The sequence below is a fragment of the Ruegeria sp. THAF57 genome, from assembly GCF_903914075.1.
GTDB lineage: Bacteria > Pseudomonadota > Alphaproteobacteria > Rhodobacterales > Rhodobacteraceae > Ruegeria.
The window spans coordinates 137,288-163,252 of the sequence record NZ_CAIWNQ010000003.1 but is presented as its reverse complement, the minus strand read 5'-3'; the positions used below and the strand labels follow the sequence as shown (position 1 = coordinate 163,252).

The following is a 25,965-nucleotide window of genomic DNA, read 5'->3' as shown; positions in this document are numbered from 1 at the left end:
CAGGCGGAGCAACGGATGACCGAGGAGCAGCTTTCTTCCAATCACCCCACACTCCCACCCACCACGGAAGAGGATCGGTTTTCCTGGCTTCGTCTGTTGCGCTCGCGCAAGGTCGGTCCGGCGACGTTTCGTCGACTGCTGCGGGAACATGGCTCGGCGCAGAACGCGCTGGCCGCGCTGCCTGAAATGGCGCGCGCTGCCGGAATAAAAGGGTATGAAATATGCCCGCCCGGTGTGATTGAGGCGGAACTCAAGGCCGCAAAAGCCGCCAACGCGCGGCTTTTGTGCCTTGGGGCCGCTGACTTCCCGACCGCTTTGAATGACCTAAACGACGCGCCGCCGATGTTGTGGGCAGTCGGCAATGTGTCACTGTTGCAAAACCCTTCGGTTGCAATGGTCGGTGCACGAAATTGTTCATCGTTGGGTGCGCGCATGGCGCGCGGGCTGGCTACCGATCTGGGCAAGCATGGATATGTGATTGTCTCCGGTCTTGCCCGCGGGATCGACACGGCGGCCCATATCGCGGCGCTGGACGCTGGCACTGTGGCTGTCATGGCCGGAGGGGTCGATGTGATCTATCCGTCAGAAAACACCGATCTGGCCCATAAAATTGCCGAAAACGGATTGCGGGTATCGGAACAACCCATGGGCGTGACGCCTCAGGCCCGTCATTTTCCGCGCCGCAACCGGATCATCTCTGGCCTTTCGCAGGCGGTTGTGGTGGTCGAGGCCGCGGCCAAATCCGGCAGCCTGATCACGGCGCGCGACGCTCTGGATCAGGGGCGCGAAGTTCTGGCCGTGCCCGGCCACCCCTTCGACGCCCGTGCCGCGGGTTGCAACCTGCTGATCCGCGACGGCGCTACTTTGATACGATCTGCGGAAGACGTGATCGAAGCGCTGCCCAAACGTGAAATACCTGCACTCATTCAAGCCGCACAGCCCCCCCGAACCGACAATTCGGAAGCTAGCGCAGAATCGCTGCACGCGGCGATCCTGACGCGCCTCGGGCCGTCCCCCATTGCTGAAGATCAATTGATCCGCGATATCGCGGCCACTGCTGGGGAAATCGGTCCGGTGCTGGTAGATCTGGAATTGGACGGGCGCATCCAAAGACAACCCGGCGGACTTCTGTCGTTATCGGCCTGATCGAACGAAAACGCCACTATTCCACCCGTATCACTTTGAAATCACCGCCAAATCGCTTTGGCAAAAGGAACGCATTGACAATTCGCTCTTGCCCTCCACATTTTGCACCATCATAGAAGGCGCTAAATTCGTCGAGCGAGGTTTTCCCTTAAATGCCTGTAGTTGTTGTAGAATCCCCTGCCAAGGCCAAAACGATCAACAAATATCTTGGCGACGACTACACGGTTCTGGCGTCTTATGGTCACGTGCGTGACCTGCCGCCCAAGGACGGATCGGTCGATCCTGACCACGAATTCGACATGAAATGGGAGGTCGGCAATGACAGCCGAAAGCATGTCAAAGCGATCGCCGACGCGCTGAAAGAGGACAACGCCCTGATCCTCGCCACCGACCCCGACCGTGAGGGCGAGGCGATCAGCTGGCACCTGCAAGAGGCGCTGACCAAACGCCGCTCGATCAAGAAGGACACGCCGGTCAGCCGCGTGACTTTCAACGCCATCACCAAGGACGCCGTGACCGAGGCGATGCAAAACCCGCGTCAGGTCGACATGCCGCTGGTCGAGGCCTATCTGGCCCGCCGCGCGCTGGATTACCTGGTGGGCTTCAACCTGTCGCCTGTGCTTTGGCGCAAGCTGCCCGGTGCGAAATCGGCGGGCCGGGTGCAGTCGGTCTGCCTGCGCCTGATCGTCGAGCGTGAGATGGAGATCGAGGCGTTCAAACCGGTCGAATACTGGTCGGTCAAAGCACTGTTCGAAACGCCGCGTGGTCAGACCTATGAGGCGCGCCTGGTTACGCTGGCCGGGAACAAGCTGGACAAGCACGACCTGAAGAACGCGACCCAAGCGGAACTAGCGGTTCAGGCGATCACCAGCCGCGCTCTGAGTGTGACCTCGGTCGAGGCGAAGCCCGCCGCACGAAACCCCAGCGCTCCGTTCATGACCTCGACTCTTCAGCAGGAAGCCAGCCGTAAATTCGGCATGGGCGCGCGCCACGCGATGCAAGTGGCGCAGCGTCTGTATGAGGCGGGCTACATTACCTACATGCGGACCGATGGCATCGACATGGCACCTGAGGCTGTGGCCGCCACCCGCGATACCATCACCGACCGCTATGGCGCGGAATATGTGCCTGACAGCCCGCGCATCTACAAGAATAAGGCCAAGAACGCGCAGGAAGCGCACGAGTGTATCCGCCCCACGGACATGTCGCGCGATGCCAGCGACCTGAAGGTCACGGACGAGGATCAGCGAAAGCTGTATGACCTGATTTGGAAGCGCACCATCGCCTGCCAGATGGCGGCCGCCCGGCTGGAGCGGACCACGGTCGAGATCGGCAGCGATGATGGTCAGGTCGGCCTACGCGCAACCGGTCAGGTCGTGATGTTCGACGGGTTCATGCGCGTCTATGAGGAAGGCCGCGACGACGTGGCGGATGACGACGACAAGCGCCTGCCCCAGATCACGCAGGGCGATCCGGCGCGGTTTGCCAAGACCTCGCTCAAGGATCAGTTCGCCAAGGCCGAGGACAAGGCCGCGGTTCTGTCTGAAAACGAGGCGGTTCTGGCCCTGCAACACCACACGCAGCCCCCCCCACGCTACACCGAGGCTACGCTGGTCAAACGGATGGAAGAACTGGGGATAGGGCGTCCGTCCACCTATGCCAGCATCGTCACCACGATTCAGGACCGTGAATATGTGCGCAAGGACAAGAACCGGCTGATCCCCGAAGAAAAGGGCCGGATCGTTACGATCTTTTTGCTTAATTTCTTCCGACAGTACGTGGGATACGAATTCACCGCCAATCTGGAAGGTGAGCTGGACGATGTCAGCGCGGGTGAGCGTGACTACAAAGACCTGCTGGGCAAGTTCTGGCGCGATTTCTCAGCCGCGATTGGAGAGACCTCGGAACTGCGCATTTCCGAAGTGCTGGACAAGCTGGACGAGGCGCTTGCGCCTCAGCTTTATCCCCCGCGCGAGGATGGCTCTGACCCACGCGTTTGCCCAAAATGCGGCGTGGGGCAACTACACCTGAAAACCTCGCGCACCGGCGGGTTCGTGGGTTGCGGAAATTACCCCGAATGCACATATACCCGACCCATCGCGGGCGAAGGGGCCGAGGGCGACGAACGCCTGCTGGGTGAAGATGCAGGCGATGAGATCTGGCTGAAGTCCGGTCGGTTTGGTCCCTACGTCCAGCGCGGCGAACCCACGCCCGAGAACAAAAAGCCTCCACGCGCGTCGCTGCCCCGAGGGTGGAGCAAGGATGACATGGATCTGGACAAGGCGCTGACACTGTTGTCTTTGCCTCGCCAGATCGGTGAACACCCCGACGGCGGCATGATCAGCACGAATTTCGGACGGTTTGGGCCATATATCATGCACCAACTGCCGGACGAGGCGAAACCAGTCTATGCCAATCTCAAGGATCCGAATGATGTGTTCGAGATCGGGATGAACCGTGCCGTCGAACTGTTGGCCGAAAAACGCGCCAATCCGGGGCGCGGACGACGCGCAGCAGCAAAACCGCTCAAGGAACTGGGCGATCACCCCGATGGCGGCGCAATGCAGGTGCTGGACGGGCGCTATGGGCCATATGTGAAATGGGAAAAGGTCAATGCAACCATCCCCAAGGACATCAAGCCCGAAGATGTGACGCAGGAAATGGCCATCGAACTGGTCAACGAACGCGCTGCCAAGAAAGGCACCAAAAAGAAAGCCGCACCGAAGAAGAAGGCCGCGGCCAAAAAGACGACCAAAAAGGCGGCCTCATAGGTAGAAATACCACCACCCCCTTGGATTCGTTGACTTCCCCGTGACGTGGCGGCAAAACCTGCCCATCACCATGTCATTGGGGGAGTTTCTTCATGAAAAAAGTCTATGCCAATGCCACCGATGCGCTTGATGGCGTGTTGTCGGATGGCATGCTGATTGCGGCGGGTGGGTTTGGCCTGTGCGGCATTCCCGAGCTTTTGCTAGAGGCAATCAAAGAGTCCGGCGCGAAGGACCTGACATTTGCCTCAAATAACGCGGGTGTTGATGATTTCGGCATCGGCATCCTGCTGCAAACCAAGCAGGTCAAGAAAATGATCAGCTCGTACGTCGGCGAAAACGCCGAGTTCATGCGTCAGTACCTGGCCGGAGAGCTTGAGCTGGAGTTCAACCCGCAGGGTACTCTGGCTGAGCGTATGCGCGCTGGTGGCGCTGGTATCCCCGGTTTCTACACCAAAACCGGCGTGGGCACCGTGATTGCCGAAGGGAAAGAGCACAAAGACTTCAACGGCGAGACTTACATCATGGAGGAAGGCATCTTTGCCGACCTAGCGATCGTCAAAGCGTGGAAGGCCGATGACACCGGCAACCTGATCTTCCGCAAGACCGCACGCAACTTCAACGTCCCCGCCGCGACCTGCGGCAAAGTCTGCGTGGCCGAGGTCGAGGAAATCGTGCCCCGTGGTTCGCTGGACCCGGACGCGATCCACCTGCCCGGCATCTATGTGCACCGCATCATTCAGGGTAGCCACGAAAAGCGCATCGAACAGCGCACCACCCGCAAGAAGGAGGACGCATAATGCCCTGGGACCGTAATCAGATGGCCGCCCGCGCAGCGCAAGAGCTGGAAGACGGTATGTATGTGAACCTTGGTATCGGTATACCGACGCTGGTGGCGAACTATGTGGGTGACAAGGACATCACTCTGCAATCGGAAAACGGAATGCTGGGCATGGGTCCCTTCCCGTTCGAGGGCGAAGAAGACCCCGACCTGATCAACGCAGGCAAGCAGACGATCACCGAGCTGTCCCGCACCTCCTATTTCGACAGCGCTACATCCTTTGGCATGATCCGGGGCGGCAAGATCGCCGCTGCCGTACTGGGCGCGATGGAGGTTGACGAAGAGGGCGATCTGGCCAACTGGATGATCCCCGGCGTGCTGGTCAAAGGCATGGGCGGCGCGATGGACCTTGTGGCCGGCGTTGGCCGGGTGATCGTGGTGATGGATCACACCAACAAGCACGGCAAGTCCAAGCTGTTGAAGAAATGCACCCTGCCCCTGACCGGCAAAAAGGTGGTGAACCGGATTATCACCAATCTGGGTGTTCTGGATGTCGCGGACGGTGGTCTAAAGATCGTCGAGACCGCTGAAGGCGTCACAGAAGACGAAATTCGAAGCGCCACCGAAGCAACCATCGTCAACTGACAAGCATCACGGAAAAGGCCCACCAGAACGGCGGGCCTTTTTTAGTTCTGCGTCTGGAACACGCACCCGTCCGAGATCAGCTCAGGCGGCGTGGAACACAAAGCCCGTGCTATCTGAAACGCGGCCAGCACTTTGGGAACGTAATTGCGCGTCTCGGAATAAGGTGGGACTCCGCCGTGTTTGCGTACCGCGCCTTCACCGGCGTTGTATCCAGCAAGAACAAGGATGGGATCGTTCCCGAACTCTTCCATCAGCCAGTTTAGGTATTTCACTCCGCCAGAGATGTTTTGACCCGGGTGGAAGCTGTCTTTCACGCCAAACCGTCTGGCCGTTGCAGGCATCAACTGCATCAGGCCCTGCGCCCCGGCGGAACTGACCGCATCCGAACGGCCCGCGGATTCCACGGAAATCACGGCCAGCACCAAGGCGGGTGAAACATTCGTGCCGACGGTGGAGCGAAGAATCTCAATCCCCTGCTGCTGCGCAATGTTCTGAAGCGTCTGCAATCGGGGCGAGGCGACATTGATCGCAGCCAGCGCGTTTATCGCCTCATCCAAGCGCCCCGCGCCAGATCGCGCCAAATCGGGCGAAATCTTTTCCCAGAACTCCTTGTAGGAACCGGTGGGCTTTTCGGCCCCTCCCGGCAGGCTGGGGGGCGCGACACGAGTCCGCGCAATAATCTCGGGAACAGCGATCTCGGTCCCAGTACTTGGGGCGAAAGGCGCTGTGGCATGTTCCTCGGGCGAAATTTGAACCGTGATCTTGGGGCGCGTGCCCGGCTTTGGCGCTTTGACTCGTTTATATACGCCTCTTGGTTCTACGGATTGCGCAACAACAGGTGCAGGGCTGAAAAACAACGCAGCCACAACACCGACGCAGAATATTGCGTCCCTGAGATTCATTTTGCCCGCCTCATGCATTTATCTTTTGATTGATTTGAACCCCAGAACCGCCCCCAAAACCAGAAAAACCACCGGAATTGGGGCAATTTCGCCTCATTTGGCGCAATTTTGCATCGGGCAAAAGGGTCGCCCAAACTAATTTCTAATTTTTTATCAATACATTTCAGTAACTTGGTAAAAAAATTACCGGAAAGTTAACATTCGGCGAAAAAAAATTGGTTTTGGCCCAATTCCTGCCACGCACGCCAGTCAAACATAATGCCATACCGAGACGGTCAAGAGCGGACTGAGAGACGAAGCTCTGTAAGACGCCGAGGTTTAATTGACTATTTTGATCCTTTAGGAGGGACGTAACATGATCAAGTTCATCAAGAACTTCCGCAAAGACGAAGACGGCGCCGTAACAGTTGACTGGGTCGTTCTGACCGCAGCTATCGTTGGCCTGGCAGCCGTTGCATACACCCAGGTTGGTGCAGGTACTTCGGACCTGGCCGGCGAAATCGACACGGCTCTGTCGGGTGTATCCGTAAGCGTTCCGGCAATCGGCGGCTCAGGAAGCAGCTAATAGCCCGATCAGCATTTTAAGAGGGGTCGCGTTCGTCAGATTGCGACCCTTTTTTTATCTCAAAAAGCTGGATTTAAAAATGAACAGAATCGCAAAATATCTATTTGGTGAAGATGGGGCCATCACCGCCGACTGGGTTCTTTTGACGGCGGGTCTGGTCGGCTTTGGCGCAATTATCTTCGTAAACCTTTCTCCATCCATCCAACACGTGGACAATCAAACCGGCAATGCGCTCAGAGGCGCCGAGGTGCGAGACCCCAGTTTTCAGATACCCGCATCCGAGTAACGTTTGACTGGATCGACCGAAAATCCACGGACGCCAAAAAAATCAAGGATTGTCCCCCTTTTCGACACAATTCACGATTAGCGAGGGATGAGCTGACGCGCATTCGTTGCGACGTCATGAGTAAACAGAATAAGCGAGGGGACGCGAATGCGTGCAGTATTTGGACTAGTCCTGATTATCGGGGTGGCTCTGGCCGGTGGCGCAGTCTATTTGGCACAAGACTACATCTCCAAAACTCAGGCTCAACTTGAAAAAGAGAAGCGCGCCGCGCAGGACGCGCTTGCGAATGTAAAGACAATCACAACAATTGACGTCTTGGTCTCGAACCGCGCGTTGAAATACGGCGAGCGCCTGACCGAGGAAGACATCCGCGTTGTGCAATGGCCTGAAGATGCGATTCCCGAAGGCACCTTTTTGGGATTGGCGGAATTGTTTCCCGAAGACAAAAAAGGCGACCGCTTTGTCCTGAGAGCAATGGAAAAAGACGAAGCCCTGATGGAAGTTAAGGTGACCAAGCCCGGAGAATCGGCTGGCCTGACTTCGCGTATTGAAAAAGGGAAACGCGCCTTTGCAATCAGTGTTGATGTTGCATCGGGTGTATCAGGCTTCCTGCGTCCGGGTGACAATGTCGACGTTTACTGGACCGGATCGGTGAGTGGTGCAATCGCTGGCAACAGCGGTGAAATCACGCGGCTGATTCAAACCAACATTGAACTTATCGCGGTTGACCAAAAGGCGGGCTCCGACCTGACAGGTGCAACCATCGCCCGCACCGTCACGGTCGCGGCGACGCCTGAACAAATTGCTGCCCTGGCACAGGCGCAGAACACAGGTCGACTGTCTCTGGCACTGGTAGGAGTTCAGGACGAAACCGTCGCGAGCGCGGTTGAAGTGGACCAGAGAAAGCTGTTGGGAATCAAAGAAGCCGCCCCTGCTCCGGTGCAAGTCCAGGAAGAAGTCTGCACGGTAAATACCCGGCGTGGTGCTGAGATCGTTAAAACAGTGATTCCCTGCACAAACTGACGCCAAATCAGCAATTTAGAGGTACAAGCCGCGCATCTTGCGCGGCTTGTGTAATTTTGGATGTTGCGCATTATCCACATAAGGAAAATTCCAGAAACCATTGATTATTGCAATAAATTCACAAGTCGCGCAGTGTTAACAGGCATAAGGCACTAGACCTATAACGAGGCGTGATCGGAGAGGCAGGTCACATGAAAATACAATCTTGGATTAGCGCGACCCTTTTGGGGTTGGCGCTTGTAATGAGTTCCGTCGGCGATGCCGCCTGGGCTCAAAGTTTGCGCGTGGTTAAGAAGGGTACGGCGGAAACGCTCGATGTCCCGATGAACCGCGCCATTGTCGTAGAGAGTGAGGAACCGTTTGCCGAACTCAGCATCGCCAACGCCGGTATTGCTGATATTTCGTCTCTTTCGGACCGCACGATTTATGTTTTGGGTAAAGCCCCCGGCTTGACCACCCTGACGCTGTTTGACGGTGCGGGCAACTTGCTTGCCAACGTTCGCGTCCGTGTATCTCCGGACGTTTCAGAGTTTAAAGAGCGTCTGCGGCAGATCCTGCCAAGCGAACCGATCGAGGTCCGCACGGCAAATGATGGGATCGTGTTGTCTGGCACTGTTTCCAGCTCGGCCAAACTGGCGCGGGCACTGGAACTGGCAGAGCGCTACGCGCCCGAGCGTGTATCGAACCTGATGTCGGTTGGCGGTGTTCAGCAGGTCATGCTGAAAGTACGCTTTGCCGAGATGAGCCGTTCAGTCGCAAAAAGCCTGACAGCATCGCTGGGCTTTGGCGGAAGCGACGTAACGGGTGGTTTCAACACCTTGAACAACTCCTTGTCGCTGCAAAACGCAATCAACAACAACATTCCGGTGACTCAGACCAACACAGGCGCAATCCTGTTCGGTTTTGGTGCCGGTTCGACGCAAGTTCGCCTGTTGTTGGAAGCACTTGAGGCAAAGGGCCTGGCGCGCAGCTTGGCGGAACCCAACCTGTCTGCCCTGTCCGGGCAGGAAGCTGAGTTCCTCGCGGGTGGCGAAGTACCAATTCCGGTCCCTGCCGATGACGGCAACATCGCGATCGAGTATCGGGCATTCGGTGTTCAGATTATCTTTACTCCGCGCGTAGTGGACGGTGATCTGATCAACCTTGAGATGGGCACATCTGTTTCAAGTATCGATAATAACTCGGACTTTACGATTGCAGGTAACAATGTTCCTTCGTTCATTGCACGTCGGACCAAGACAACGGTCGAACTGCGCGACGGTGAAAGCTTTGCAATCGCGGGCCTGATCCAAGACGACTTTGCGGACCTGAACAACCAGGTGCCGTGGCTGGGCGACGTCCCCGTTCTTGGTGCCCTGTTCCGCAGCGCCGAGTATCAGCGTCAGCAAACCGAACTCGTCGTCATCGTAACCGCACACCTGGTGTCGCCGACTCGCGGTGAAGCTCTTGCTCTGCCGACGGATCGGGTCAAACCGCCAAGCGAGTTCGATCTGTTCATCAACGGCCGGACTGCAAGAACCGAACGTCTGGGTTCCGGTGGTGCGTCTGAAGTCGCCAAGCAAGACTTCGGTAGCTCATACGGCTACGTGCTGGAATGATAAGGAGGATAGGACCAATGCAGAAGTGGATCATTACACTGGGTCTTTCGGTCGCTGTCGCCGCATGTACGCGTGAGGCCGGATATGAAGTTGACCAAGGTGCGTTCGGAAATGCGACCCTGAACAATTCGCAAGTCATGACTGGCGAATTGACATATGCCCAAATCCTGGGCCGCAGGTTCGCAGCCGAAGTCCCGACGCAGATCAACTTTGCCTTTGACAGCGCGCAGTTGGATGCAAGCGCACAGCGCATCCTGCTGCGGCAGGCAGATTGGATCAAACAGTTCCCCGAAGCGCGCTTCCGCGTTTACGGTCACACGGATGCTGTCGGGTCGCAGTCTTACAACCAAAGCCTCGGCCAGCGTCGTGCAGACGCAGCGGTTGCCTTCCTGACACGTCAGGGCATCTCGCGGTCGCGACTGGAAGCCGTTGTTTCCTTTGGTAAAACTCGACCCTTGATCGACACGCCGAACAGAGACCGCCGCAACCGGCGTACGGTTACAGAGGTTTCAGGCTTTGTTGATCGCGCACCTCAGCTGTTGGATGGCAAGTACGCAGAAGTCATCTATCGCGAGTATGTCGAGAGCGCGACAAACCTGAGCTACATCACTGATGTAGACGCGACAGACATCTCTGAATAATCTTTTGAATTGGGCGACATCGTCGCCCAATTCCCAACAATTGGTTCTTTTGCGCCTAATTCTTGCCTAAGTTCCAAGCCACATTTTCAACAATTGGGTGAACTGCGACCGGATAAGGCCGCAACAGGGCAACAGAAGCCTGACCGGACCATTTGGTTCGCGAGGGTTGCTGCCCTCTCGACGAGGACTGTGTTAATGACCAGCGCAACGACGCAAGATGATAAAACCGCTATTCTGGCCTGCACAATAAGCCGGGATGTCCAGAATTTTGATCTTCTGATTGAAGACATGGAAGCCGCTTTGGGCGAGCGCTGGGGCGACTTAGGATTTGCCGAGGCTTTGGCCTTTTTTGGCCAGCCTGAAGCCGATCACCTTGAGTTCGTTGCCCTGGCAATCGACGGCGAAGACGAAGACAACCTTACCCTGATGGGGGAGATTATCACGCAAGCCAAGGACAAGAAGATCAAAGTTGTCCTGATTGCTGAGGATGTGACGCCAACTTCATTGCATCAGTTGCTGCGCAAGGGCGCGGATGAATTTGTCCCCTACCCTTTGCCAGAAGGCGAGTTGCAGGAAGCAATCGAGCGTATGAACAAGCCCGACCCAGTCGTTTTGGCGCAGGAAGCGGCCGTTTCTCTGGCGCAGGGAGAATCAAAAGAAGGCGCTTTGTTCGTGACCCACGGTCTGGCCGGTGGCGTCGGATCGACGACTCTGGCGGTAAACCTGGCCTGGGAGCTGGCTTCGATTTCGGAAAAAGAGGCCCCGTCTGTCTGCCTGATCGACCTGGACCTGCAATACGGCACTGTTTCAACCTATCTGGACCTGCCGCGCCGGGAAACTGTTTTTGAGATGCTCTCGGACACGGCGTCAATGGACGATGACGTGTTCTCGCAAGCGCTTCAAACTTATGAAGAAAAAATGCAGGTCCTGACGGCACCGTCTGACATGGTACCGCTGGATCTGATCACATCCGAGGATATTCAGCGCGTCATTGATACGGCACGCCGGCACTTTGACTATGTGGTTGTGGACATGCCCACAACACTGGTCCAGTGGTCCGAAACCGTTCTGCAAGCTGCACATGTGTATTTCGCATTAATTGAACTGGATATGCGGTCCGCGCAGAACGCTTTGCGCCTGAAACGAGCACTTCAGGCCGAAGAGCTGCCGTTCAACAAGCTGCGCTTTGCGATGAACCGCGCACCGAAATTCACGGATTTGAACGGAAAAAGCAGGATCAAACGCATGGGCGAGAGCCTGGGCATTTCGATCGACCTGCTGTTGCCTGATGGCGGCAAGCCGGTGATGCAAAGTGGCGACCACGGCCTGCCGCTGGCCAGTTCTGCCGCCAAGAACCCGCTGCGTCGTGAAATTGCGAAGCTTGCGAAATCTCTTCACAGCCTGGGCAGCAGCAGCGCCGAGGCCGCGTAACACAATCCCAAAGGGAGAGCCGCCGTGTTTTCAAGATACAAGAAACAGCCCGAAGCGCAGCCGGTTCAACCGGCGGAACAAGCGCAAGCCGCAGCGCCCAAACCCGCTGCTGAACAGGTCCCCTCCGCGAACGCCGTCGCGCGTCGACCCGTGCAAAAGAAGGCGGCGGAGCCTGCGGCCTCTGATCGCGAGCGCAAACGCAAAGAGCGTCTGGGCGAGATCAAGATCGAGTTACACCGCGAACTTCTGGAAAACCTCAACCTCGCGGCGCTTGAAAACGCAGGCGAATCCGAACTGCGCGCTGAAATTAGCGCAATTGCCAGCGAAGTTCTGGAACTCAAGAACATCGTTCTAAACCGCGAGGACAGATCGCAGCTCAACAAAGAACTGTACGACGAAGTTACAGGTCTTGGTCCTTTAGAGGCTTTGCTGCAAGATGATACGGTCAACGATATCCTGGTAAACGGACCTCAGCAGATTTTTGTTGAGCGTGCGGGCAAGCTGGAAATCAGCGACATCACGTTCAAAGATGAAAAGCACCTGATGCGGATTATCGACAAGATCGTTTCCGCTGTGGGTCGTCGCGTAGATGAATCCAACCCTTATGTTGACGCCCGTCTTGCCGATGGTTCGCGTTTCAACGCAATGGTTCCGCCAATTGCCGTCGATGGCTCTTTGGTTTCCATTCGTAAGTTCAAAAAGGACAAGCTGGGGATTGACGATCTAGTCAATTTCGGTGCGTTCACCGAAGAAATGGCCGCCTATCTGCAGGCTGCGGTTTCAACCCGCTTGAATATCATCGTTTCTGGCGGTACGGGTTCCGGTAAAACGACAACGCTGAACGCACTGTCCAGCTTTATCGACGATGCTGAACGTATCCTGACCATCGAGGATACGGCGGAACTTCAGTTGCAACAGACCCACGTGGGCCGGATGGAAAGCCGCCCACCAAACGTGGAAGGCAAAGGCGAAGTCAGCCCGCGCGACTGTCTGAAAAACGCCCTTCGTATGCGCCCCGACCGCATCATCGTGGGCGAGACGCGTGGCGCCGAGGTCATCGACATGCTGCAGGCCATGAACACCGGCCACGACGGCTCGATGACTACGATCCACGCCAACTCGGCCCGCGACGGTATTTCACGTTTGGAAAACATGATCGCAATGGCCGGTATCGAAATGCCCATCAAGGCGGTCCGCAGCCAGATCTCATCTGCTGTGAACCTGATCGTACAGGCCAGCCGTCTACAGGACGGCTCGAGGCGGATGACTTCGATCACCGAGATCACCGGCATGGAAGGCGATGTAATCTCGATGCAGGAAATCTTTAAATTTCAACGTGTTGGACTGACTCCGGATAACAAGATCATTGGTCATTTCACAGCAACCGGCGTTCGCAGCCACTATTCCGAACGCTTCCGTTTGTGGGGCTTTGACCTGCCCGCGTCCATTTACGAACCAACGACGATGTAAGGAGAACAAGATATGCAACTGCCGTTAGAGGCCCTTATCTATGTTGTTATCTTCGTCGCTGTTCTGGCGTTGGTCGAAGGTATCTATCTTGTCGCATTCGGCAAATCCATCAGTCTGAACAGTCGGGTCAACCGGCGCCTCGACATGCTGGACAAGGGTGTCGGGCGCGAACAGGTTCTTGAGCAGCTGCGGAAAGAAATGCAGCAGCACATGAAAACCCAGAGCATCCCGCTCTACTCTCTGCTGGCTGACAAGGCGCAGAAAGCTGCGATTGCATTTTCGCCCCATCAGTTGATCGTGATAATGGCATTGCTGTCAGGTTTCGCGTTTGTTGGGCTGAGTATCGGCACAGCAACAGACACTTACCTTCGCATCGCCATCTCGATCGCAATCGGTGTCGGTGGCGTCTATGCATGGGTGAACCACAAGGCGTCGAAACGGATGGCCCTGCTGGAAGAACAGTTGCCTGACGCCGTTGAATTGATGGTACGTTCGCTGCGCGTTGGTAACCCTTTTGTGTCTACGATCCAGATCGTTGCAAACGAAGTTCAGGATCCTCTGGCCACGGAATTCGGCGTGATTGCAGACGAGTGTGCCTATGGTCGCGACGTCGGCGAAGCCCTGAAGGACCTGGCCGAGCGTCTGGATATGCAGGACTTGCGCTTCTTGTCTGTGGCCGTGGGAATTCAGCAGCAATCAGGTGGTAACCTTGCCGAAATTCTGGCTGGTCTGGCCCAGGTGATCCGGGCGCGCTTTCGCCTGTTCCGCCGCGTTAAGGCAATCACTGCCGAGGCAAAATGGTCCGGCAAATTCCTGTCCGGTTTCCCGGTCTTCTGTCTGATTTTCATTCTGGTGAAAGATCCGGGTTACTATGACGATGTTCTGGACCACGCATGGTTCATTCCCGGCTGTTTCTTCGTTGGGATCATGCTGACGCTGAACCTGATCGTCATGCGCATTCTCACAAACATTAAGGTCTGAGGTAAGTATCATGGAGTTCTTGGCTCAAATTAACGACCTACTTAAAGAAAACCTGGGTGAATTCGGACCCTTGATTGTCGTCGGCGTGCTGGGGGTCTTTATGATCCTGGTTGCGGTTCCACTGATGATCAATCAGCCCGAAGATCCTCTTAAAAAGCTTCAGCGTTCTAACGCGGCTCCGAAGAAGGGCAAAAAGGAAAAGCGGGACAAGTTGCGCAACGCAAGCCGCAACGAACAGCTTGAAAAGTTTGCGACATTTCTTGAACCGCAAAACGAAGATGAGCTGTCGGCCATGCAGCTTAAGCTGCGTCAGGCCGGGTATCACTCAAAGGATGCCGTCCGGTTCTTTCACTTTGCTCAATTCGCGTTGGGGATCGTCGGTATCCTGATCGGTGTGATGCTGGTGACGGTTCTGGCCGGGGACCAGGAATTCACACCCTCGCAAATGGCAATGCGCGTAATCATTCCAGCAACCGCCGCCTATTTCCTGCCGCGCTACTGGATCACACGCCGCGTCGCCGAGCGGGAAGAGGCGATCGTCGCCGGCTTCCCCGATACGCTGGACCTCATGCTGGTTTGCGTTGAAGCCGGACAGTCTCTGGACCAGGCAATCGTCCGGGTGGCGACTGAAATGAAAGCCTCCTACCCTGATATTGCACAGGAATTCGAAGTCGTTGCCTACGAGCTTAAAGCTGGTAAGGACAAAGACACCGTCCTGCGCGACTTTGGCACGCGCTGCGGGGTGCAGGATGTCAGCTCTTTCGTTACGGTGATGATCCAATCTGCAACGTTTGGTACGTCGATTGCCGAGGCTTTGCGGGTTTACGCCAGCGAAATGCGTGACAAACGCGTGATGCGCGCGGAAGAGGCCGCTAACAAGTTGCCAACCAAAATGACACTTGCCACAATGATGCTGACGGTGCCGCCGTTGCTGGTCATTCTTGTTGGACCTTCGGCAAAGGGCATCGCAGACTTCGCAGGTGGCAACTAGGGGAGCCTTCAGCCCTATGATTTCAACAAGCAGGTGCGTCCGACTCGGGATTCGCCGCGCGTTTGGGGCCGCTATGGTGATGACCATGGTGGCCTCTTGCACGGAAACCAGCGTTTCGGACCAGTTGGATCCACCGGGTATTGATCCGAAGGGGCAAGTTGAAGACCCGTTGGTTGTGGGCAATCGCCTGCTGGTGGCCGGAGAATATGATCTGGCGCTGGATTCATTTGCCCGCGCGGCCTTGGGTCAAGGTATGACACCGGAAATCATGGCGGCAATGGGTACCGCAAACCTTGGCCTCAGGCAGCTCAAGCCGGCTGAAACCCTGCTACGTCGTGCCGTCGCCGACGAACCAGACTGGCCGGTGGCGTGGAATAATCTGGGCGTTATTCTGGTGGAAAAAGGCGAATACCCCGAAGCAGCGCAGGTCTTTCGGCGCGCCTTTGCATTGGACAATGGCGAAAGTGACGCAATTCGCGACAATCTTCGCTTAGCACTCGCAAAAATGGAAAATCCTGTTAATACTACACCCGAAGAACAAGAATACACACTGGAGCAGCAAGGCGACGGGCAATTCAAGCTGCGCAAGCTCCCGTAACTTAGGCAAGAGCAGTAAGGGACGCAAAATGCGCCAACAATTCTTGATTCCGGCAATGGTTCTGTGCGGGCTGACACTGTCTGCCTGTGAAAAAGAAACCGAAGAGGAAAAGGTCGCGAAGACGTTTCAGGAAGTGAACGTCATCGACGAGACAAACCTGAACGAAGTTCTGCTGACGGCGGCCGACCCGAATGAGGCTGTGACCTATTTCCAGGGTGCAGCTGCCAAGAATCCCGGTCGTATCGACCTGCAGCGCGGTTTGGCAATTTCGCTGGCACGCGCCAAACGCACGACCGAAGCAGCCGCCGCATGGAAAAAAGTGACAACCATGAAAGGTGCGGGCAACGTCGACAAGGTCGAATATGCCGACGCGCTTGTGCGTTCGGGCAACTGGACACAGGCAAAAACGGTTCTGGATTCCATCCCGCCAACGTATGAAAGCTTCAAGCGCTACCGCCTCGAGGCTGTCGTTGCGGATTCCAAACAAGATTGGAAACGCGCGGATCATTTCTATGAAACTGCTGTCGGGCTGACCACGCGCCCCGGAAGCGTCATGAACAACTGGGGATACTCCAAGCTGTCTCGTGGCGAATTCGAAGAGGCCGAGCGTCTGTTCACAGAAGCCATTCGTCAGGACAACACTTTGTTTACCGCCAAGAACAACCTTGTTCTGGCGCGTGCGGCACAGGGAAACTACAGCATGCCTGTTGTCCCCCTGACGCAGGCAGAACGTGCTATGTTACTGAATACGATGGGTATTTCTGCAGTCAAGCAGGGTGACGTTACGACGGCCAAGAACCTGTTCCGTGAAGCGATCGCGACGCATCCGCAGCATTTCGAAGAAGCTGTCCGCTCGCTCCGGGCGCTCGAGGAAGCCTGATTGATGAGCATTCCCGCACTTGCCGCGGGCTGGTTCTTACCGTTTGTTCTGCCGATCTGCTTTTACGTGGCCTTCACAGACTTGCGTGACATGCTGATCAAGAACCACGCGGTGATCACGCTGGCCTTGGTTTTTGTTGTCGTAGGGCTGTTTGTTCTGCCGCCTTGGTCAACCGAATGGACCACTGGCTGGGTCGGCCCGTTTACCATCACTTTGCCCCCGTATGTTTGGCAATTGCTGCATATCGTGGTTGTCCTGATCCTTGGAATCTTCTTCAACGCGGCGGGCCTTATGGGGGCCGGTGACGCCAAATTTCTGGCGGCGGCTTCTGCGTTTATCTGGCCAGGGGATTACATGACAGCGACCATGATCCTGGTATCCACGACTCTGGCCGCATTTGTAACCCACCGGCTTGCCAGAAACACCGCCCTTAGAACCATTGCCCCTGATTGGGAGAGTTGGAACCGCCCCAAGCAGTTCCCAATGGGCTTTTCGCTGGGCGGCGGATTGGCCATCTATCTGATGTTGGGAACTGTTTACGGGTCGTAAACTATCATCAGACCGCCTTTTCCCTGCCTTGGTGATGACACAAAGCAGGACCAGATTTTCCGCAAGTGGCCCGGTATCGGGCAATTGGCGTGAATACTGGATAAGACGGGCGACGCTCATGAATATGCAGACGACTACGGTAATGGCCCCTCCTACCCCCAAAGGGTTGGGTGAAATGCAGCTTCCCATCGTCATGATGCGGGACATCCTGCTGAAGACAATTTTCCGCAAAAACGTGGATACTGTGTCCGAGGTTGCCGCGGCCGTGTGTTTGCCCGGTTCGGTAACGCAGGAATTGATCGACATCGCGCGCGAACAAAAGCTTCTTGAGGCAACCGGTACGCTGAACGCGAACAGTGGCAACGAGATGGGATACCAACTGACGGATGCGGGCAAGGCACGTGCTCTGGACGCGCTAAGCCAGTCGGAATATTTCGGCGCAATGCCGGTCCCGCTGGATGTGTACCGCGAACAGGTCAAGCGTCAGTCGATCCGGAACATTCAGGTCACGCGTGATCAACTGACCGGAGCCATGGGGCATCTGGTTCTTCCCGACAGCCTTCTGGATCATCTGGGCCCTGCGGTCAGCGCGGGTCGGTCGATCCTGATGTATGGCCCCCCCGGTAACGGTAAGTCGTCAATCTCGAACGGTATTCGTGATGCTTTGGGGGACAGCGTGTATGTCCCGCGCGCCATTGAATATGCCGGTCAGGTGATCACCGTCTACGACCCGATCGTGCACACTGCGATCGAACAAGAGGCCGACGATCCAAATAGCCTGCGCCGCCGCAAACGGTTCGACACGCGCTATGTTCAATGCGAACGCCCGACTGTTGTCACTGGCGGTGAACTCTCGCTCAGCATGCTGGACTTGGTCTACAACCCCACCGCGCGAACTTATCAGGCTCCGCTGCAGCTCAAATCGACCGGTGGCATCTTTATCGTGGACGACCTTGGGCGACAGGCTGAACCGCCACAGGCGCTGATCAACCGCTGGATTGTTCCGTTGGAAGAAAACAAGGACATCCTCGGCCTGCAATCGGGTGAGAAATTCGAAGTCCCTTTTGACACGCTGGTTATCTTCTCGACCAACTTCCACCCGAATGAAATCTTCGACCAAGCGGCCCTGCGCCGGATTTTCTTCAAGATCAAGATCGACGGTCCAAACCAGGAGAACTTCCTGAAGATCTTTGCCATGGTTGCCCGTAAGCGCGGTATGCCGTTGGATGAGGCCGCCCTAGTGCACCTGCTGAAGGTCAGATACCCGACCATCAACAATATTTACGCGAACTATCAGCCCATCTTCTTGATCGACCAGATGATCTCAATCTGTGAATTCGAGGGCATCCCCTATCAGATGAGCCCCGACCTAATCGACCGCGCCTGGGCCAACATGTTCGTCAAGGACGAGAAAATCGTCAAATAACGCCGTGCCATTTCGGGGCCGGGCCGAGTAATCTGCGCGTATGACGCAGATTCCCGCCCGGATCACCGACTGGTTCACCGCAAAAGGCTGGTCCATCCATCCGCATCAGCAAGAGATGTTCGACCGGGCCGCTGATCCGGCAACCCTGCTGATCGCGCCCACGGGTGGTGGCAAGACCATGGCTGGCTTCCTGCCGACCCTGTCCGATCTGGCGGCGCAGGATCATGCCGGCCTTCACACGATTTATGTCTCGCCACTCAAGGCGCTGGCCGCTGATATCCGACGCAACCTGCGCGGCCCGGCAGATGAGATCGGGTTGTCAATTCGCATCGAAGACCGGACAGGAGACACGTCGGCCACACAGAAAAAGCGCCAGCGTGTCGACCCGCCGCATATTCTGCTGACCACCCCAGAGAGTCTGGCTCTGCTGACGTCCTATGAAGATGCGCCAAGGATGTTCCAAGGCGTGCAGCGCGTAATCGTTGACGAAATCCATGCGTTAGCCGAAAGCAAGCGCGGGGACCAGTTAATGTTGGCGTTGGCGCGACTGCAAAGCTTCTGCCCAGATTTGAGCCGCGTGGGACTGTCCGCCACCGTTGAAGACCCGGACGCCATCGCGCGATTTCTGGCACGTCACCCTGATCCCTGCCCTGTTGTTCAGGCCGACCCCGGCCCGGATCCTGACATCCGAATGCTTGAAACACAGGAAATGCCCCCGTGGTCAGGCGGTGGCGCAGCCTATTCCATCCCAGCTGTGCTTGAGCAGATCAAACAGCACAAGACGACGCTGATCTTTCACAACACCCGCGCGCAGGCCGAGATATTTTTCCACAACCTGTGGCTCGCCAACGAAGACGCCTTTCCAATTGGCATTCACCACGGCAGCCTTGACCGACAACAGCGTGAACGGGTCGAGGCTGCGATGGTACGCGGCGATCTGCGCGCAATTGTATGTACGGGCAGCCTTGATCTGGGGATCGACTGGGGGGATGTCGATTTGGTGATCCAGATCGGTGCACCCAAGAACGTGAAACGGCTGGTGCAGCGGATCGGGCGGGCAAATCACCGGTATAACGCACCGTCCAAGGCCCTGCTTGTACCCGCCAACCGCTTTGAAGTGGTCGAATGCATCGCTGCGCTGGAAGCCGCCAAAGCGCATGATCTGGATGGAGAGCCTCGGGGGGCTGGGCCGCGGGACGTGTTGTGCCAGCATATCCTGATCGCTGCGGCCGCTGCCCCATTTGAGGCGGACGCGCTTTTTCAGGAGCTGACGTCGGCTTGCCCCTATGCCCGGCTTACAAGAACTGAGTTCGATGCCTGTTTGGATTTCTGCGCGACCGGAGGCTATGCCCTGCGTGCATATGATCGCTGGCAACGACTACAACAAAGGCCTGACGGTAAGTGGCAACTGCGTGACCCGCGTTCCGCGCAGCGTATTCGCATGAACCTAGGCACGATTCAGGACACCGACACGCTGAAAGTACGGCTCAGGCGCAATCGCGGCGGAAAACCACTGGGTGAGGTTGAAGAAGCATTTGCCGCCTCATTGACCCCCGGTGATACGTTCCTGATCGGTGGGCAGATCGTGCGGTACGAAGGGTTACGCGACATGACGGTCGAAGTCAGCCGCCAAGCAAACCGCAAGCCAAAAATCGCAACATTTTCCGGAACCAAATTTGCCACATCCACGCAGTTGAGCGACCGCATACTGCGCATGTTCGCCCAACCGGACTGGCCGCAATTGCCTGCACATACAGCCGACTGGTTGGCCTTGCAGCGCGACCTATCCAGATTGCCACAGCGCGACCGATTGTTGATCGAAAGCTTTCCCAGTGACGGGCGCGAACATCTTTGTGTCTACGGTTTTGCGGGCCGGAACGCGCAACAAACCCTCGGGCTTCTGCTGACAAAAAGGATGGAGGAAACGGGCCTTGCCCCTCTGGGTTTTGTCGCCACCGACTACGCGACGTTGATTTGGGGGCTGGACGCGGTGACCGACCCCAGCCCCTTGTTCCAACTTGAGGCCTTGCGACAAGGGTTAGACGTCTGGTTGGCCGGAAACGCCGTCATGAAACGAACCTTTCGGGCGTCAGCAACGATTGCCGGGCTGATCGAACGCAATACAGGCGGCCAGCGCAAAAGCGGGCGGCAAGCGACGTTTTCCTCGGATATCCTCTATGACACGCTTCTGAAATACGATCCTGAACACCTGCTGATGCAGATCACCCGGGAAGAAGCCATGCGCGGTCTGGTGGATTTTGGACGGATCGAAGCAATGATCGAACGCATCGGCAACCGGATCGACCTTTTGCGTCTGGATCGTGTTTCGCCACTGGCGGCACCTCTGTTTCTGGAGGTTGGAAAAGTACCTGTCAAAGGTTCCGCCGAAGAGCGCCTGTTGGAGGAAGAAAGCCTGCGCCTGTTACACGAGGCGGGGTTGGACCCTGCATAAACCCTCTTGCACAACAGGTTTAAACTCGCAAAGAACACAGCATGAACGACCTTACATTTTCCTTCGCCGGTCAAAGCCTTTGTGCGATGGGGTCCGGGGCCTTGTGGTGGCCGGATCAAGGCCTGTTATGCGTCTCTGACCTGCATCTTGGAAAATCAGAGCGTTTGGCGCGTCGTGGCGGGCCATCTCTGCCGCCTTATGACAGTCGGGACACACTATCACGATTGGCCGCAGATATCGCGCAGACCAACGCCCAAAGCGTTGTCTGCCTCGGCGACAGCTTTGACGATCTGGAGTCTTTGAATGGCTTGGACCCCGAGGAAAAGATCCGGATTACAACGTTGCAGGCGGGGCGGCGCTGGATTTGGATCGAAGGAAACCACGACCCCGGTCCCGTCGATCTGGGTGGCAGCCATCTGGCCGAGTTCGAGGTTGGGCCTTTGGTCTTTCGCCATATCGCGCAGCCCAACGCCAAGGCCGAAGTTTCCGGCCACTACCACCCCAAAGCGCGTCTTCGGGCGCGCGGCAGTTCCATCACCAGACCAGCCTTTCTAGCCGACAGTGAGCGGCTGATTTTACCCGCTTACGGAACCTATACCGGTGGGCTTTACAGTACTGCTGAGGTTCTGCGTGACCTGATGCAAGATGATGCGATAGCAATTTTGACAGGCACCCAACCGCGGATGATCCCGATGCCACGGTGACGCCCTATTGGATGATACCGTCACATTCCAACTCAGGCTTATATTTCCTGCTTACTGGAACAAGCTCGCCGTTCTTGAGCCGCAGGAAAATCTTGCCGCCCTGCCGTTCAACGCCAGACACGGCCGCGTCGACCACCCAATGCGAGCGATGCGTGCAATGGCCATTTACAGGCTCCATCTCGGCAATTGCGTCAGCAAACCGGGACCGAATGGTAAATGTGCCCTCGGACGTTACGACGTCAACCGAATGGTCCCTTACCGCCAGCCGAAACACCTGACCTTGGAAAGAATGTGGCAACCTGTTCAGCAGTCGTGGTTTCTGAGGTTCAGGGGCATGATCCGCGCCGGTTTCCAAAGGCTTGCTGCGCACCAATACAAGGCCGGCTGCGAACAAACCTCCATAGGACGCAACCGAAAGAATTCCCGGCGCCTGTTCCCCTTGGGCAGCAAGCAGAAGCCAGGCAAACGACCAGACTGACGGCACGAACAGGGCGAATACCAAGGCAATCTGGACAACATCGCGCCCTCGGAACTCGACAAATGACAGGTATTCGAAAAACAGCCTTCTAACGAACCACGTCAATGCCAACGCAAGGGCCATAGCACCACACCAAAACAGGAGACGCGGCACGAAAGACAGGGATATGCCCGGAAACGGTTGAAATGCGATTGCTAACAAGGGAAGGAACACCAAACCTGCCACGCCCCGTTGCAAGGTAAATTCGGCCAGAATTGAGCGAAGCGTCGTCTTCATGCTTGTTCGAACAAAACCTACAGTCACATTTCACAACACACCATGCCACAACAAGATCAGATCGTAACTGGCTGGGAATAATGAAATATCACCGATCGAAGAACATTCAAACCCCGAGGGAACAAACTTAATTTATCCTAATGAAACATTTAGGCCGATGAGCGTCATGCTCACCGGCCTAAATGCTTGGATTCTAAACTGCCGAGGCCCGGTCGTCAGGCCGTCAGGCCTTCGGGTTCCGACAATCCATTGGCACGGCAGCAGGCCGTCACAGTGTTGGCCAGCAGGCAGGCAATCGTCATTGGACCAACACCGCCCGGAACCGGAGTGATCGCACCCGCGCGTTCCGCGGCGCTGGCATAATCTACGTCACCCACCAGCTTGTTCTTGCCGTCACGTTCGATCCGGTTGATGCCCACGTCGATGACGGTTGCGCCTTCTTTGATCCAATCGCCCGGCACCATCTCGGGGCGGCCCACGGCGGCCACAACGATATCGGCGCGGCGGACAACGTCCGGAAGATCCTTGGTGCGCGAATGCGCAATGGTCACGGTGCAGCTATCCCCCAGCAACAGTTGCGCCATCGGTTTGCCCACGATGTTCGAACGGCCAATCACCACCGCGTCCATTCCGGACAGTGAACCGTGATGGTCGCGCAGCATCATCAGGCAGCCCAGCGGGGTGCAAGGCACCATCGACTTTTGGCCTGTGCCCAACAGACCCACGTTCGAGATGTGGAACCCGTCGACGTCCTTGGCCGGGTCGATCGAGTTGATCACCAAGTCTTCGTTCAGATGTTTGGGAAGCGGCAACTGGACCAGAATGCCGTGTACCGCCGGATCGTTGTTCAGCTTGTCGATGAGGGCCAGCAGGTCGTCTTCCGAGGTTTCGGGGTCTAGCTTATGCTCGTACGAGTTCATGCCGACCTCGACCGTCTGCTTGCCTTTCGAACGGACATAAACCTGACTCGCTGGGTCTTCACCCACAAGAACCACCGCCAGACCGGGTGTAATTCCGTTTTCTTCTTTCAACTTCGTGACCTGATCAGCCACCTGCGCGCGAACCTTTGCTGCGAACGCCTTGCCGTCAATAACTTGGGCTACCATCCTGTCATCCCTTCCTTGAAAACGGAGCGGGCGCTTGAAACGCCCGGTCAGTCAGAGCCGAGAACACGTTCCTCGCGTGCAATCGACCAATCTATCAGTATGCGCCACATCTGCTCGGCCAGATCCGGGTCCATGCCCAGATCGTCCGAACTTGCGCGCACGCGCTGCACCACTTCTTCGACACGGTCCGGGATGCGGGCGGGCAGCCCCTCGGCCGGTTTCAACTGCGAGGCGCGGTCGATATATCCCGCGCGCGCCACCAACTTCTCGATCAGTTGACGGTCCAGTTTGTCGATCTGAGCCCGCAGTTCCTGCATTGAATTGCAGTCCTGCGGTGGTGTCAGAGTGGGCATGTTCGTCTCCTCATGGCCCGGGGATGTCCCCGGACCACGAGATGTCTCATTTGGGGGCTTAGAACAAGCCCTCGATCTCACCTGCGTCGTTTAGGCAGATGGTTTCCGCAGCCGGTTTGCGGGGCAGACCGGGCATGGTCATGATCTCGCCGCAGACAACCACGATGAAGCCGGCACCTGCGGACAGGCGAACCTCACGTACCGGGACCGAGTGACCATTGGGCGCACCGCGTAGGGTCGGATCGGTCGAGAAGGAATATTGCGTTTTCGCCATGCAGACCGGCAGATTGCCATAACCCGCCTCTTCCCAATCGCGAAGCTGGTTGCGGATCTTGTTGTCGGCCAGAACCTCGTCCGCGCGGTAAATGCGTTTGGCGATGGTTTCGATCTTTTCGAACAAAGGCATTTCATCGGGATAGATCGGCGCGAAGTTCGCAGAACCGCCTTCGACGATCTCGACAACTTTTTCAGCCAGCGGTGCAGAGCCTTCTGAACCCAGTTCCCAGTGACGTGACAGGATCGCTTCGACACCGTGTTCACCGCAATAGTCTTTGACAGCCTGTACTTCAGCGTCGGTGTCGGTGACAAAGTGGTTAATGGCAACCACAACCGGTACGCCGAACGACTTCACGTTCTCGATGTGACGACCCAGGTTGGCACAGCCCGCCTGAACCGCATCGACGTTTTCGGCGCCCAGATCGGCCTTGGCCACGCCGCCGTTCATCTTCATCGCACGCACGGTGGCAACCAGCACCACAGCCGACGGAGCAATGCCCGCCTTGCGGCACTTGATGTTCATGAACTTTTCGGCACCCAGATCGGCCCCAAAGCCCGCTTCGGTCACAACATAATCCGCCACTTTCAGCGCGGTCTTGGTTGCGATGACCGAGTTACAGCCGTGGGCAATGTTTGCAAATGGACCGCCGTGCACAAAGGCCGGGTTGTTTTCCAGCGTTTGCACCAAGTTCGGCTGCATCGCATCCTTCAGCAGAACGGTCATTGCGCCCTCGGCCTTGATATCGCGGCAATAGACCGGAGTCCTGTCGCGGCGATAGGCCACGATGATATCGCCCAGTCGCTGTTCCAGATCTTTCAGGTCGTTGGCCAAACACAGGATCGCCATGACTTCGGACGCAACAGTGATGTCAAAGCCAGCCTCACGCGGGAAGCCGTTCGACACGCCGCCCAGCGAAGCAGTGATCTGGCGCAGCGCGCGGTCATTCATGTCGACCACACGACGCCATGCTACGCGACGGATGTCGATGTCGCACTCGTTGCCCCAATAGATGTGGTTGTCGATCATCGCCGACAGCAGAGAGTGGGCCGAAGTGATGGCGTGGAAATCGCCAGTGAAGTGCAGGTTCATTTCCTCCATCGGAACAACCTGCGCATAACCGCCACCTGCAGCGCCACCCTTCATACCGAAGTTAGGGCCGAGCGAGGCTTCGCGGATACAGATCATCGCGTTCTTGCCAATGCGGTTCAGACCGTCGCCCAGACCAACGGTTGTGGTGGTCTTGCCTTCACCCGCAGGGGTCGGGTTGATCGCGGTGACAAGGATCAGCTTGCCGTCTTCCCGGTCCTGAACCGAGTTGATGAAGTCCTGACTGACTTTCGCCTTGTCGTGGCCAAAGGGCAGCAGATCGGCGGATTCGATGCCGATCTTGGCGCCGATTTCCTGAATCGGCTTCTTGTTCGCTTCGCGGGCGATTTCGATGTCGGATTTGTAGCTCATTGGGCAGGGTCCCTGATTGAATGCCGTGCAAAACCAACGCAGGGCGTCGGCGCTGATCAACCCATACAGTTGTGAACCCCCGCAATGAATGTGGATTCCGACATAATCAAGCCCCGAAACGGCGTAGCGTCACTTACACGGTGGCGTCACGTAACTTTGATCGTTTCCCATCGGAAAACC

24 protein-coding genes are annotated in these 25,965 nt (G+C 56.8%); 19 read left to right on the top strand and 5 right to left on the bottom strand.

Annotated features, from left to right (window positions below):
• Window positions 1-15 precede the first annotated feature (15 nt).
• The 4 genes from dprA to RUESEDTHA_RS08685 all read left to right on the top strand — a co-directional run bounded on the left by dprA (window position 16) and on the right by RUESEDTHA_RS08685 (window position 5,340).
• Window positions 16-1,146, top strand: a complete 1,131-nt coding sequence (dprA, locus tag RUESEDTHA_RS08700; protein ID WP_180886236.1) for a DNA-processing protein DprA — start codon at window positions 16-18, stop codon at window positions 1,144-1,146.
• A 152-nt stretch (window positions 1,147-1,298) separates the two neighbouring features.
• Window positions 1,299-3,917 (top strand): type I DNA topoisomerase, encoded by a 2,619-nt coding sequence (gene topA, locus RUESEDTHA_RS08695; RefSeq protein ID WP_180886234.1) that lies wholly within the window; start codon window positions 1,299-1,301, stop codon window positions 3,915-3,917.
• A 92-nt stretch (window positions 3,918-4,009) separates the two neighbouring features.
• Window positions 4,010-4,714: a CoA transferase subunit A gene (locus RUESEDTHA_RS08690; protein ID WP_180886232.1), complete on the top strand. Its 705-nt coding sequence runs from the start codon at window positions 4,010-4,012 to the stop codon at window positions 4,712-4,714.
• Window positions 4,714-5,340 (top strand): CoA transferase subunit B, encoded by a 627-nt coding sequence (locus RUESEDTHA_RS08685; RefSeq protein WP_180886230.1) that lies wholly within the window; start codon window positions 4,714-4,716, stop codon window positions 5,338-5,340. Before RUESEDTHA_RS08690 ends, RUESEDTHA_RS08685 begins: the two co-directional genes overlap by 1 nt.
• Window positions 5,341-5,381: 41 nt before the next feature.
• Here RUESEDTHA_RS08685 and RUESEDTHA_RS08680 read toward each other — a convergent pair whose 3' ends face one another.
• Window positions 5,382-6,242, bottom strand: a complete 861-nt coding sequence (locus RUESEDTHA_RS08680; RefSeq protein WP_171121860.1) for a lytic transglycosylase domain-containing protein — start codon at window positions 6,240-6,242, stop codon at window positions 5,382-5,384.
• A 355-nt stretch (window positions 6,243-6,597) separates the two neighbouring features.
• Here RUESEDTHA_RS08680 and RUESEDTHA_RS08675 point away from each other — a divergent pair, with 355 nt between their 5' ends.
• The 15 genes from RUESEDTHA_RS08675 to pdeM all read left to right on the top strand — a co-directional run bounded on the left by RUESEDTHA_RS08675 (window position 6,598) and on the right by pdeM (window position 21,837).
• Window positions 6,598-6,807: a Flp family type IVb pilin gene (locus RUESEDTHA_RS08675; RefSeq protein ID WP_180886228.1), complete on the top strand. Its 210-nt coding sequence runs from the start codon at window positions 6,598-6,600 to the stop codon at window positions 6,805-6,807.
• A gap of 79 nt (window positions 6,808-6,886) precedes the next feature.
• Complete coding sequence (locus RUESEDTHA_RS08670; protein WP_171125691.1) at window positions 6,887-7,093, top strand: hypothetical protein; 207 nt, start codon at window positions 6,887-6,889, stop codon at window positions 7,091-7,093.
• Between the two features lie 147 nt (window positions 7,094-7,240).
• On the top strand, window positions 7,241-8,116 hold the full coding sequence (gene cpaB, locus RUESEDTHA_RS08665) for a Flp pilus assembly protein CpaB (RefSeq protein WP_180886225.1): 876 nt from the start codon (window positions 7,241-7,243) through the stop codon (window positions 8,114-8,116).
• 191 nt (window positions 8,117-8,307) lie between these two features.
• Window positions 8,308-9,714: a type II and III secretion system protein family protein gene (locus RUESEDTHA_RS08660; protein ID WP_180886223.1), complete on the top strand. Its 1,407-nt coding sequence runs from the start codon at window positions 8,308-8,310 to the stop codon at window positions 9,712-9,714.
• A 17-nt stretch (window positions 9,715-9,731) separates the two neighbouring features.
• On the top strand, window positions 9,732-10,355 hold the full coding sequence (locus tag RUESEDTHA_RS08655) for an OmpA family protein (protein WP_171121855.1): 624 nt from the start codon (window positions 9,732-9,734) through the stop codon (window positions 10,353-10,355).
• A 195-nt stretch (window positions 10,356-10,550) separates the two neighbouring features.
• Complete coding sequence (locus tag RUESEDTHA_RS08650) at window positions 10,551-11,786, top strand: AAA family ATPase (protein WP_180886221.1); 1,236 nt, start codon at window positions 10,551-10,553, stop codon at window positions 11,784-11,786.
• A gap of 24 nt (window positions 11,787-11,810) precedes the next feature.
• A complete protein-coding gene (locus tag RUESEDTHA_RS08645) occupies window positions 11,811-13,256 on the top strand; it encodes a CpaF family protein (RefSeq protein WP_180886219.1) in 1,446 nt (481 codons plus the stop codon).
• Between the two features lie 12 nt (window positions 13,257-13,268).
• Window positions 13,269-14,237: a type II secretion system F family protein gene (locus RUESEDTHA_RS08640; protein WP_171121852.1), complete on the top strand. Its 969-nt coding sequence runs from the start codon at window positions 13,269-13,271 to the stop codon at window positions 14,235-14,237.
• Between the two features lie 10 nt (window positions 14,238-14,247).
• Window positions 14,248-15,228, top strand: a complete 981-nt coding sequence (locus RUESEDTHA_RS08635; RefSeq protein ID WP_180886217.1) for a type II secretion system F family protein — start codon at window positions 14,248-14,250, stop codon at window positions 15,226-15,228.
• A gap of 85 nt (window positions 15,229-15,313) precedes the next feature.
• Window positions 15,314-15,826 (top strand): tetratricopeptide repeat protein, encoded by a 513-nt coding sequence (locus tag RUESEDTHA_RS08630; RefSeq protein ID WP_255431660.1) that lies wholly within the window; start codon window positions 15,314-15,316, stop codon window positions 15,824-15,826.
• A gap of 28 nt (window positions 15,827-15,854) precedes the next feature.
• Entirely contained in the window at window positions 15,855-16,706 is an 852-nt protein-coding gene (locus RUESEDTHA_RS08625; RefSeq protein ID WP_180886213.1) for a lipopolysaccharide assembly protein LapB, read from the top strand.
• 3 nt (window positions 16,707-16,709) lie between these two features.
• Window positions 16,710-17,255 carry a prepilin peptidase gene (locus RUESEDTHA_RS08620; RefSeq protein ID WP_180886211.1) on the top strand — a complete coding sequence of 182 codons (546 nt, stop codon included), beginning with the start codon at window positions 16,710-16,712 and terminating at the stop codon, window positions 17,253-17,255.
• Window positions 17,256-17,373: 118 nt separating this feature from the next.
• Entirely contained in the window at window positions 17,374-18,681 is a 1,308-nt protein-coding gene (locus tag RUESEDTHA_RS08615; RefSeq protein ID WP_180886209.1) for an ATPase, read from the top strand.
• 40 nt (window positions 18,682-18,721) lie between these two features.
• On the top strand, window positions 18,722-21,133 hold the full coding sequence (locus RUESEDTHA_RS08610; protein WP_180886207.1) for a ligase-associated DNA damage response DEXH box helicase: 2,412 nt from the start codon (window positions 18,722-18,724) through the stop codon (window positions 21,131-21,133).
• 41 nt (window positions 21,134-21,174) lie between these two features.
• The gene (gene pdeM / locus RUESEDTHA_RS08605) at window positions 21,175-21,837 is read left to right on the top strand and encodes a ligase-associated DNA damage response endonuclease PdeM (protein WP_180886205.1); all 663 of its coding nucleotides are present in this window, start codon (window positions 21,175-21,177) and stop codon (window positions 21,835-21,837) included.
• A gap of 4 nt (window positions 21,838-21,841) precedes the next feature.
• On the opposite strand, the gene RUESEDTHA_RS08600 is transcribed toward pdeM, so the two are convergent.
• From RUESEDTHA_RS08600 to RUESEDTHA_RS08585, 4 genes are all read right to left on the bottom strand, one after another.
• Entirely contained in the window at window positions 21,842-22,591 is a 750-nt protein-coding gene (locus RUESEDTHA_RS08600) for a LytTR family DNA-binding domain-containing protein (protein WP_180886203.1), read from the bottom strand.
• A 215-nt stretch (window positions 22,592-22,806) separates the two neighbouring features.
• Window positions 22,807-23,697, bottom strand: a complete 891-nt coding sequence (gene folD, locus RUESEDTHA_RS08595) for a bifunctional methylenetetrahydrofolate dehydrogenase/methenyltetrahydrofolate cyclohydrolase FolD (protein ID WP_180886201.1) — start codon at window positions 23,695-23,697, stop codon at window positions 22,807-22,809.
• 47 nt (window positions 23,698-23,744) lie between these two features.
• Window positions 23,745-24,050, bottom strand: coding sequence for a chorismate mutase (locus RUESEDTHA_RS08590; RefSeq protein WP_180886199.1), 306 nt, complete (start codon window positions 24,048-24,050; stop codon window positions 23,745-23,747).
• Window positions 24,051-24,108: 58 nt separating this feature from the next.
• Window positions 24,109-25,785: a formate--tetrahydrofolate ligase gene (locus RUESEDTHA_RS08585; RefSeq protein ID WP_180886197.1), complete on the bottom strand. Its 1,677-nt coding sequence runs from the start codon at window positions 25,783-25,785 to the stop codon at window positions 24,109-24,111.
• Between the last annotated feature and the right edge of the window lie 180 nt (window positions 25,786-25,965).

Coding starts and splice junctions, on each gene's coding strand:
- dprA (WP_180886236.1), top strand. CDS start 16: ATGACCGAGGAGCAGCTTTCTTCCAATCACCCCACACTCCCACCCACC.
- topA (WP_180886234.1), top strand. CDS start 1,299: ATGCCTGTAGTTGTTGTAGAATCCCCTGCCAAGGCCAAAACGATCAAC.
- RUESEDTHA_RS08690 (WP_180886232.1), top strand. CDS start 4,010: ATGAAAAAAGTCTATGCCAATGCCACCGATGCGCTTGATGGCGTGTTG.
- RUESEDTHA_RS08685 (WP_180886230.1), top strand. CDS start 4,714: ATGCCCTGGGACCGTAATCAGATGGCCGCCCGCGCAGCGCAAGAGCTG.
- RUESEDTHA_RS08680 (WP_171121860.1), bottom strand. CDS start 6,242: ATGAATCTCAGGGACGCAATATTCTGCGTCGGTGTTGTGGCTGCGTTG.
- RUESEDTHA_RS08675 (WP_180886228.1), top strand. CDS start 6,598: ATGATCAAGTTCATCAAGAACTTCCGCAAAGACGAAGACGGCGCCGTA.
- RUESEDTHA_RS08670 (WP_171125691.1), top strand. CDS start 6,887: ATGAACAGAATCGCAAAATATCTATTTGGTGAAGATGGGGCCATCACC.
- cpaB (WP_180886225.1), top strand. CDS start 7,241: ATGCGTGCAGTATTTGGACTAGTCCTGATTATCGGGGTGGCTCTGGCC.
- RUESEDTHA_RS08660 (WP_180886223.1), top strand. CDS start 8,308: ATGAAAATACAATCTTGGATTAGCGCGACCCTTTTGGGGTTGGCGCTT.
- RUESEDTHA_RS08655 (WP_171121855.1), top strand. CDS start 9,732: ATGCAGAAGTGGATCATTACACTGGGTCTTTCGGTCGCTGTCGCCGCA.
- RUESEDTHA_RS08650 (WP_180886221.1), top strand. CDS start 10,551: ATGACCAGCGCAACGACGCAAGATGATAAAACCGCTATTCTGGCCTGC.
- RUESEDTHA_RS08640 (WP_171121852.1), top strand. CDS start 13,269: ATGCAACTGCCGTTAGAGGCCCTTATCTATGTTGTTATCTTCGTCGCT.
- RUESEDTHA_RS08635 (WP_180886217.1), top strand. CDS start 14,248: ATGGAGTTCTTGGCTCAAATTAACGACCTACTTAAAGAAAACCTGGGT.
- RUESEDTHA_RS08630 (WP_255431660.1), top strand. CDS start 15,314: ATGGTGGCCTCTTGCACGGAAACCAGCGTTTCGGACCAGTTGGATCCA.
- RUESEDTHA_RS08625 (WP_180886213.1), top strand. CDS start 15,855: ATGCGCCAACAATTCTTGATTCCGGCAATGGTTCTGTGCGGGCTGACA.
- RUESEDTHA_RS08620 (WP_180886211.1), top strand. CDS start 16,710: ATGAGCATTCCCGCACTTGCCGCGGGCTGGTTCTTACCGTTTGTTCTG.
- RUESEDTHA_RS08615 (WP_180886209.1), top strand. CDS start 17,374: ATGAATATGCAGACGACTACGGTAATGGCCCCTCCTACCCCCAAAGGG.
- RUESEDTHA_RS08610 (WP_180886207.1), top strand. CDS start 18,722: ATGACGCAGATTCCCGCCCGGATCACCGACTGGTTCACCGCAAAAGGC.
- pdeM (WP_180886205.1), top strand. CDS start 21,175: ATGAACGACCTTACATTTTCCTTCGCCGGTCAAAGCCTTTGTGCGATG.
- RUESEDTHA_RS08600 (WP_180886203.1), bottom strand. CDS start 22,591: ATGAAGACGACGCTTCGCTCAATTCTGGCCGAATTTACCTTGCAACGG.
- folD (WP_180886201.1), bottom strand. CDS start 23,697: ATGGTAGCCCAAGTTATTGACGGCAAGGCGTTCGCAGCAAAGGTTCGC.
- RUESEDTHA_RS08590 (WP_180886199.1), bottom strand. CDS start 24,050: ATGCCCACTCTGACACCACCGCAGGACTGCAATTCAATGCAGGAACTG.
- RUESEDTHA_RS08585 (WP_180886197.1), bottom strand. CDS start 25,785: ATGAGCTACAAATCCGACATCGAAATCGCCCGCGAAGCGAACAAGAAG.